This is a genomic window from Chelatococcus sambhunathii (assembly GCF_001418005.1).
GTDB lineage: Bacteria > Pseudomonadota > Alphaproteobacteria > Rhizobiales > Beijerinckiaceae > Chelatococcus_A > Chelatococcus_A sambhunathii.
The window spans coordinates 1-4558 of the sequence record NZ_LIOL01000029.1; the positions used below are offsets into that span (position 1 = coordinate 1).

Annotated in this window: 7 protein-coding genes; 5 read left to right on the forward strand and 2 right to left on the reverse strand. The window is 61.1% G+C overall.

The window, feature by feature from the left end; all coding sequences use genetic code 11:
- On the reverse strand, positions 1-260 hold a 260-nt coding region (locus ASC46_RS20590; RefSeq protein WP_055461151.1), incomplete at its 3' end, for an IS5 family transposase.
- A gap of 303 nt (positions 261-563) precedes the next feature.
- Between ASC46_RS20590 and ASC46_RS21810 the strand changes: the two genes are divergently transcribed.
- From ASC46_RS21810 to drmD, 5 genes are read left to right on the forward strand one after another with little or no spacing between them, the layout of a single operon-like run.
- The gene (locus ASC46_RS21810; RefSeq protein ID WP_245280650.1) at positions 564-1007 is read left to right on the forward strand and encodes a helix-turn-helix transcriptional regulator; all 444 of its coding nucleotides are present in this window, start codon (positions 564-566) and stop codon (positions 1005-1007) included.
- Positions 1004-1444 carry a helix-turn-helix domain-containing protein gene (locus ASC46_RS21815; RefSeq protein ID WP_245280651.1) on the forward strand — a complete coding sequence of 147 codons (441 nt, stop codon included), beginning with the start codon at positions 1004-1006 and terminating at the stop codon, positions 1442-1444. The genes ASC46_RS21810 and ASC46_RS21815 overlap by 4 nt, the downstream gene beginning before the upstream one ends.
- Entirely contained in the window at positions 1437-2534 is a 1098-nt protein-coding gene (locus tag ASC46_RS20605) for a DNA cytosine methyltransferase (RefSeq protein WP_055461148.1), read from the forward strand. Before ASC46_RS21815 ends, ASC46_RS20605 begins: the two co-directional genes overlap by 8 nt.
- On the forward strand, positions 2506-2946 hold the full coding sequence (locus tag ASC46_RS20610) for a very short patch repair endonuclease (protein ID WP_055461149.1): 441 nt from the start codon (positions 2506-2508) through the stop codon (positions 2944-2946). Before ASC46_RS20605 ends, ASC46_RS20610 begins: the two co-directional genes overlap by 29 nt.
- Positions 2937-4334, forward strand: coding sequence for a DISARM system SNF2-like helicase DrmD (gene drmD / locus ASC46_RS21060; RefSeq protein ID WP_245280652.1), 1398 nt, complete (start codon positions 2937-2939; stop codon positions 4332-4334). The genes ASC46_RS20610 and drmD overlap by 10 nt, the downstream gene beginning before the upstream one ends.
- On the opposite strand, the gene ASC46_RS20620 is transcribed toward drmD, so the two are convergent.
- The coding region (locus tag ASC46_RS20620; RefSeq protein ID WP_141659739.1) for an integrase core domain-containing protein at positions 4220-4558 on the reverse strand (339 nt) is incomplete at its 5' end. The two genes, drmD and ASC46_RS20620, sit on opposite strands and share 115 nt — an antisense overlap.

The window sequence follows — 4558 nt, forward strand, 5'->3', positions numbered from 1 at the left end:
TCACCATCGTAAGCCCTTGTGATCGCGTCCATGAGCCGATCCCAGACGCCCGCCTTCCGCCATCGGTTGAAGCGGTTGTAGATCGTGGTCGGCGGCCCGTAGCGCGCCGGCATGTCCGCCCACGGCGCGCCCGAGCGCAGGCACCAGAAGATGCCATTGAGAACCCGCCGGTCATCCACGCGAGGCACGCCCCGCGACTTGTTGGGAAGGTGAGGCCGGATCGCCTCCCATTCGAAATCCGTCAGATCGTAGCGGCCCATCGCAAAGCTCCCGAAAAGGAGCTTGAATCACAATTGCCACCGTCAGGGAACCCAGAGCCGTTTATGGGTTTACGGCCTAACCCTCTGATAAGCCATGGCGAATCGCCCACAACTCCCGCCCACTCCCAAGCATTTCCTCGTATGCGCAGCTTTACGCAGTTCGCAAACGCGAGTGGCCAGCCGCGCTCATCCGGACATTTCACGTAGCCCTGCTCACCATTGCGCAACAATCTGACTGGTTTGTGCAAACAATAGCGCTCACGAGTGAATCCAGGAGAATCGTGGCGAATTGCTTCGTAAATCTTGGAGGGAGAGGACACTTCGACAAACTCGCTCGAAGTATGCCCCAAATCGCGCCAGAACGCCTTCGTATTTTTAAGTGAATCTTCGCCAACGCAGAAATTCTCTGTTCAAGACAAGGCAGCGCAGCGCCCGGTGTTTGGCGCTCCGGACAGTATTACCTTGATAGTCTTTTCCGCCCACGCCTTCGTCGTGTCGCAGTCAAACTGGCCGGAGCGAAAGGAAGCGGAAATGAAGGAAACTCATTTGAACCAACTTGAACTGGCAGTTCGCTGGAGGATCAGCCATCGCACACTTGAGCGGTGGCGTTGGACCGGTGAGGGACCGAAATTCCTCAAGGTTGGCGGCCGGGTGGTCTATCGCCTGTCCGACGTCGAGGAATACGAGCAGTCTATTATCCGTTCCAGCACCTCCGACCGCGGCCACGCTCAGGAAGCCGACGCTTGACCTATAGCTGGATGACGGCGGCCTCACCTGCGCCTGGGGCCGTCATCATCAGCCGAGACACTCTACCAGCGCATCGGACCAAATACGAGCAAACCGGGTCAAATCAGACTTCTTTTGGTTTACTCCTACTTGTGTCGGTGAGATACTCGATGCCTGAATCATGCTGGCTGATGAAGGGCCGCACCATGTCCGATCGTTGGGTCTCCGTGGAGGAGATCGCTGAATATCTCGGTGTCAGCAAAGACACGGTCTACGGCTGGATCGCGAAGAAGGACATGCCGGCCCACAAAGTCGGGAGGCTTTGGAAGTTCAAAACCGACGAAGTTGATGACTGGGTGAGGCACGGGAAAGCATCGGACGATCAAAAGGAAGGCGAGGCGGCCGAGGCCGATTCACAGAAGGGGACGAATGCGGGGGGAGAGAAAGCTGATGGCTGATGTCGCGTGCGTCGACTTGTTCTGTGGAGCCGGCGGGCTTACGCATGGCCTGATCTCGGAGGGCGTCAGAGTCGTCGCGGGTATTGACGTCGATGAAGCCTGCCGCCACCCCTTCGAAGCCAACAACGCAGCGCGCTTCATCAACGAAGACGTGGGGCGCCTAGCTCCCAAGCGCCTCAACGAGTTGTTCGGCGACGCCGAAATCCGGGTGTTGGCCGGGTGCGCCCCCTGCCAGCCCTTTTCCACCTACGCCCAGCGCTACGATGTCGTTGGAAGCCCCCGTTGGGGCCTTCTTTACCAATTCGGGCGGCTGATCAAAGCCACGCACCCCGACCTGGTCACTATGGAGAATGTGCCTTCGGTAGCCAAGCACACGGTGTTCGATGACTTCGTCGAGACTCTTCAAAAATCAGGCTACCACGTCCACCAAGCGGTAGTCGATTGCTCCCTTTACGGATTGCCGCAGAACCGTCGGCGCATGGTGCTATTGGCCTCTCGGCTCGGACCAATCGAGCTGCTCGCCCCAACACACAATCGCCCGAAGACCGTTCGCGAGGCGATCGGCATCCTTGCGCCGATCGCTCAGGGCGAAGCCCATCCCAAGGATGTGCTGCATGCCGCATCAAAGCTTTCAGACCTAAATCTTCAAAGGATTCGCGCCTCTCGACCGGGTGGAACATGGCGAGACTGGCCAAAACATCTCATTGCCAACTGCCACCGGCGTGAGACGGGCCGTACCTATCCGGGCGTCTATGGCCGGATGGTATGGGATGAGCCCGCTCCGACCTTGACCACCCAGTTCTACGGCTTCGGGAACGGTCGGTTCGGACACCCCGAGCAGGACCGAGCCATCTCTCTGCGAGAAGGCGCAATTCTTCAGGGCTTCCCCAAGTCCTATTCCTTCATACCCGACGGAGCTCCCGTTCATTTCAAGGCCTTGGGTCGGATGATTGGAAACGCCGTTCCGGTCACCCTGGGCGAGGTGATCGGCCGGAGCATCACCGCCCATCTGGGGATTGAGGTCCAGAAGGCGAATAGAAAGAAGAAGGGAGCCGTGGCGGATGACGCGCGTAAGTCCCTCGTCGCATGACGCCAGTCGTCGCATGGCTCGCGTGCGACAGAAGGGCACGCGTGCGGAGATCGACCTCCGCAGGGCTCTGCATGCCAAGGGGTTGCGTTATCGCCTCCACGTCCCGCTCCTGACTAAGCCCAGGCGCGTCGCTGATATCGTTTTCCCCAGCGCGAGATTGGCCGTGTTCGTCGACGGATGCTTTTGGCACGGCTGCCCCGAGCACGCATCCTGGCCGAAGAGCAACGCCGATTTCTGGCGGGAGAAGATCGAAACCAATCGATCCAGGGATGCCGATACCGATCGGCGGCTGACTGCTCTCGGTTGGGAGACGGTCCGGATCTGGGAACACGAAGACGCCACCCAAGCCGCGAACCGCATCGCCGAACTCGTCGACGCGCGCAGAAAGAACAGGGCCCATCTATGTCGATGATCGCAGATGAATTAGTGGCCGAGGTCGCCCACGCCACCGCGCCCGAGCCGGGCCAGCTGGTCGAGGCTCGGCGCCGACAATGGATCGTCTCCGAGGTCGAAGGCGGTTCGGTTGCCCCTGGACTTCCTATGCGGCATCTCGTTCGGCTGGCCTCGATCGACGAGGATGCGCTGGGTGAAGAGATCGAAGTGCTCTGGGAGCTGGAGCCCGGAGCTCATGTGATCGAGCGAGCCGGGCTGCCGCGCATGACCGGACTGGATGACCCTTCCACGCTTCAAGCCTTCTTGGATGCGGTGGTTTGGGGCGCAGCGACGAACGCGGATCGCGGCTATCTGCAGGCGCCATTCCGCAGCGGTGTCAGCATCGAGGACTATCAGCTGGATCCGCTCGTGCGCGCGATCGACATGGCGCGCACAAATCTTCTGATCGCCGACGACGTCGGCCTCGGGAAAACCATCGAGGCAGGGCTCGTCGTTCAGGAGATGCTCCTGCGTCACCGCGCCCGCACGGTCCTGGTGCTCTGCCCTGCCTCGTTGCAGGAAAAGTGGCGCGTCGAGATGCAGGAGAAGTTCGGACTCGAGTTCCGGATCGTCGATACGGACTACGTCAAGCGTCTGCGCCGTGAGCGAGGTCTCCACGCCAATCCTTGGACGTCTTTTCCTCGTCTCATCACGTCGATGGACTGGGCCAAGCAGGGTGAAGGCTTGCGTCTTCTGCGGGATGCATTGCCCCCGCACGTCAGCCATCCCAGGAAGTTCGACCTGCTGATCATCGACGAGGCTCACAACGTCGCGCCGACCGTCGGCCGCTACGCTGTCGAAAGCCTCAGGACCCGTCTGGTTCGTCTGGCCGCGCCACACTTCCAGCACAAACTGTTTCTCACAGCCACGCCGCACGACGGTTACACCGAGTCCTTCACCGCGCTCCTTGAACTTCTCGATGATCAGCGGTTCGCGAGAAACGTCCTCCCCAGCGACCCTCAGCTCGCCCGAGTGATGGTCCGTCGGCTGAAGAGCGATCTGGTCGATGCGAACGGCGAGCGCATTTACCCCGAACGGCGGCTCGAGGCGCTGCCGGTGGAGTATGGCGAGGACGAGAGGGACGCCAGGCGGCAGCTGGAAGCATACATCAAGAGCCGTGAAGGCGGTGCTGATGGAGGTCGGGCCGTCGATCACTTCGTGCACCAGTTGCTGCGCAAGCGCCTGTCATCGTCACCTGCAGCCTTCGCAGCGACACTGGAGCGGCATATCGCGACTGACCTGACCCCCAGCTTTCATCCAGCCGCGACCAGAGACCGGCCGTTGTTGTCGCCGTCTTCGGCAACGCTGTCTACCGGCCGCGAAGCGGCCAATATGAGCCCCGCCGCGTGCACGGCCGGGGCCTGGTAGCCGAGCGATGAGTGCGGTCGCTCGGTGTTGTAGTCGTCGGCCCAGGCGGCGATCGTCTCACGTGCCTGGTCGAGGGTCATGAACAGCGTCTCGTTCAACAGCTCGTCGCGCATGCGGCCGTTGAAGCTCTCGACGTAGCCGTTCTGCGTCGGCTTGCCCGGCGCAATGTAGTGCCACTCGATGCCGGCCTCGCCGCACCACGACAGCACCGCGTTCGAGGTCAG

Coding starts and splice junctions, on each gene's coding strand:
- ASC46_RS20605 (WP_055461148.1), top strand. CDS start 1,437: ATGGCTGATGTCGCGTGCGTCGACTTGTTCTGTGGAGCCGGCGGGCTT.
- ASC46_RS20610 (WP_055461149.1), top strand. CDS start 2,506: ATGACGCGCGTAAGTCCCTCGTCGCATGACGCCAGTCGTCGCATGGCT.
- drmD (WP_245280652.1), top strand. CDS start 2,937: ATGTCGATGATCGCAGATGAATTAGTGGCCGAGGTCGCCCACGCCACC.